The 3109-nt window shown below is 50.3% G+C and carries 1 rRNA gene; it reads right to left on the bottom strand.

The window, feature by feature from the left end:
• Positions 1–18: 18 nt before the first annotated feature.
• A 23S ribosomal RNA gene (locus tag DXA18_RS15215) occupies positions 19–2902 on the bottom strand.
• Positions 2903–3109: the final 207 nt, after the last annotated feature.

Here is a 3109-nt window from a genome sequence, read left to right as displayed (position 1 = left end):
TTCTTACCTATCTCCGTCTTGGTTATGCCCTCGACCGATTAGTATCAGTCAGCTACATGTGTTACCACACTTCCACCTCTGACCTATCTACCTCGTCGTCTTCAAGGGGTCTTACAACTTGCGTTGGGATATCTCATCTTGAGGGGGGCTTCACGCTTAGATGCCTTCAGCGTTTATCCCTTCCCGGCTTGGCTACTCTGCCATGCTCTTGGTAGAACAACAGATACACCAGCGGCCAGTCCATCCCGGTCCTCTCGTACTAAGGACAGCTCCTCTCAAATATCCTACGCCCACGCCGGATAGGGACCGAACTGTCTCACGACGTTCTGAACCCAGCTCGCGTACCGCTTTAATGGGCGAACAGCCCAACCCTTGGGACCTACTTCAGCCCCAGGATGCGATGAGCCGACATCGAGGTGCCAAACCACTCCGTCGATGTGAACTCTTGGGAGTGATAAGCCTGTTATCCCCAGGGTAGCTTTTATCCGTTGAGCGATGGCAATCCCACTTTATACCACCGGATCACTAAGTCCTACTTTCGTACCTGCTCCACCCGTCGGTGTCGCAGTCAAGCTCCCTTCTGCCTTTGCACTCTTCGAATGGTTTCCAACCATTCTGAGGGAACCTTTGAGCGCCTCCGATACCCTTTCGGAGCGACCGCCCCAGTCAAACTCCCCACCTGACATTGTCCCCCGCCCGGTTCACGGGCGCAGGTTAGAAATCCAGTACCACAAGGGTGGTATCCCAACAGCGACTCCATGGCAACTGGCGTTACCATTTCCTAGTCTCCCACCTATCCTGTACATGCAATACCGAATCCCAGTATCAAGCTGGAGTAAAGCTCCATGGGGTCTTTCCGTCCTGGCGCAGGTAACCAGCATCTTCACTGGTATTTCAATTTCACCGGGTGCATTGTTGAGACAGTGCCCAAATCATTACGCCTTTCGTGCGGGTCGGAACTTACCCGACAAGGAATTTCGCTACCTTAGGACCGTTATAGTTACGGCCGCCGTTTACTGGGGCTTAAGTTCAAAGCTTCGCTTGCGCTAACCTCTCCCCTTAACCTTCCAGCACCGGGCAGGCGTCAGCATATACCTCACCTTTCGGTTTTGCATAGACCTGTGTTTTTGCTAAACAGTTGCTTGGGCCAATTCTCTGCGGCCTGGTCTCCCAGGCACTCCTTCTCCCGAAGTTACGGAGTCATTTTGCCGAGTTCCTTAACAATGCTTCTCCCGTCGGCCTTAGGATTCTCTCCTCATCCACCTGTGTCGGTTTACGGTACGGGTACGGTAACAACAATAGCGGCTTTTCTTGGCAGTTAGCTCACACTCTTCCCTACTCTTTGTTCGGTACGCATCACGTCTTCGGATTGTTACGCGGATTTGCCAACGTAACTCCTACCTCGCTTGCCCCGGTATCTCCATTCCCGGTTGTGCTCTCTTACTGCGTCCCCACAGTTCTGTATTACCGTAGTACAGGAATTTCAACCTGTTGTCCATCGACTACGTCTTTCGACCTCGCCTTAGGTCCCGACTTACCCAGAGCAGATCAGCTTTACTCTGGAAACCTTAGATATTCGGCCGGAAGGATTCTCACCTTCCTCTCGCTACTCATTCCGGCATTCTCTCTTCCATACAGTCCACAGCTCCTTCCGGTACTGCTTCTTCCCGTATGCAATGCTCCTCTACCAATCAACTAGGTTGATTCCTGAGCTTCGGTAGTGTGTTTCAGCCCCGGACATTTTCGGCGCAGGACCTCTCGACCAGTGAGCTATTACGCACTCTTTTAATGTATGGCTGCTTCTAAGCCAACATCCTGGTTGTCTTTGAAATCCCACATCCTTTTCCACTTAACACACATTTTGGGACCTTAGCTGCAGGTCTGGGCTCTTTCCCTTTTGACTACCCAACTTATCTCGTGCAGTCTGACTCCCATGAATCATCTACGCGGCATTCGGAGTTTGATATTCTTCGGTAAGCTTTGACGCCCCCTAGGAAATTCAGTGCTCTACCTCCGCAAGACTCTCATGAGGCTAGCCCTAAAGCTATTTCGAGGAGAACCAGCTATCTCCGGGTTCGATTGGAATTTCTCCCCTATCCACACCTCATCCCCACCCTTTTCAACGGATGTGGGTTCGGTCCTCCATTGCCTTTTACGGCAACTTCAACCTGGACATGGATAGATCACCCGGTTTCGGGTCTACTCCGACTGACTACTCGCCCTATTAAGACTTGGTTTCCCTTCGGCTCCGTTCCTTCAGAACTTAACCTCGCCAGCCAGCGTAACTCGCCGGACCGTTCTACAAAAAGTACGCGGTTCATCTCATATGGATGTTCCACAGCTTGTAAACACAGGGTTTCAGGTTCTTTTTCACTCCCCTCCCGGGGTCCTTTTCACCTTTCCTTCACAGTACTATGCGCTATCGGTCACTAAGGAGTATTTAGCCTTACGGGGTGGTCCCCGCTCATTCAATCAAGGTTTCTCGTGTCTCGATCTACTCTGGATACCGCCATGCTGACTCGCCTTTTGCTTACGGGGCTTTCACCCTCTCTGGCTGGCTTTCCCAAAACCATTCTGCTAGACTCATCAATCAATTATGCGGTCCGAACCCCAGCATGCACGCACGCTGGTTTGGGCTCTTCCGGTTTCGCTCGCCGCTACTTCCAGAATCACATGTTGTTTTCTCTTCCTCCGGCTACTTAGATGTTTCAGTTCACCGGGTTCCCCTCCATACGTTATGGATTGGCGTATGGATACTTGAGGTTTGCTCAAGTGGGTTTCCCCATTCAGATATCTCCGGATCATTGGATATTTGCTCCTCCCCGAAGCTTTTCGCAGCTTATCACGTCTTTCATCGGCTCTTAGTGCCAAGCATCCACCCTGCGCTCTTATTAGCATAACCAACTAGATATTGGAAACGGGTTGTTCCAACATCCACACATGTATAGCGTTACATGCGTTGGTTCTAGGTTTGTTTTTACTTGTTTTCTCAAGTGTGTAATCATTACTACATTACTCTGTTTATAACAATTACCTCGGATGTCTTGATTAAGATATTTAAAAATCTTATCATATTTCTTGTATGCGGTTTTCAAGGTACATATCTGAC

Origin of the sequence: Dorea sp. AM58-8, assembly GCF_003464045.1 — a bacterium.
Taxonomy (GTDB): Bacteria; Bacillota; Clostridia; order Lachnospirales; family Lachnospiraceae; genus Claveliimonas; species Claveliimonas ammoniilytica.
The sequence above is the reverse complement of the archived record's forward strand: the minus strand, read 5'-3'. Positions and strand labels throughout refer to the sequence as shown.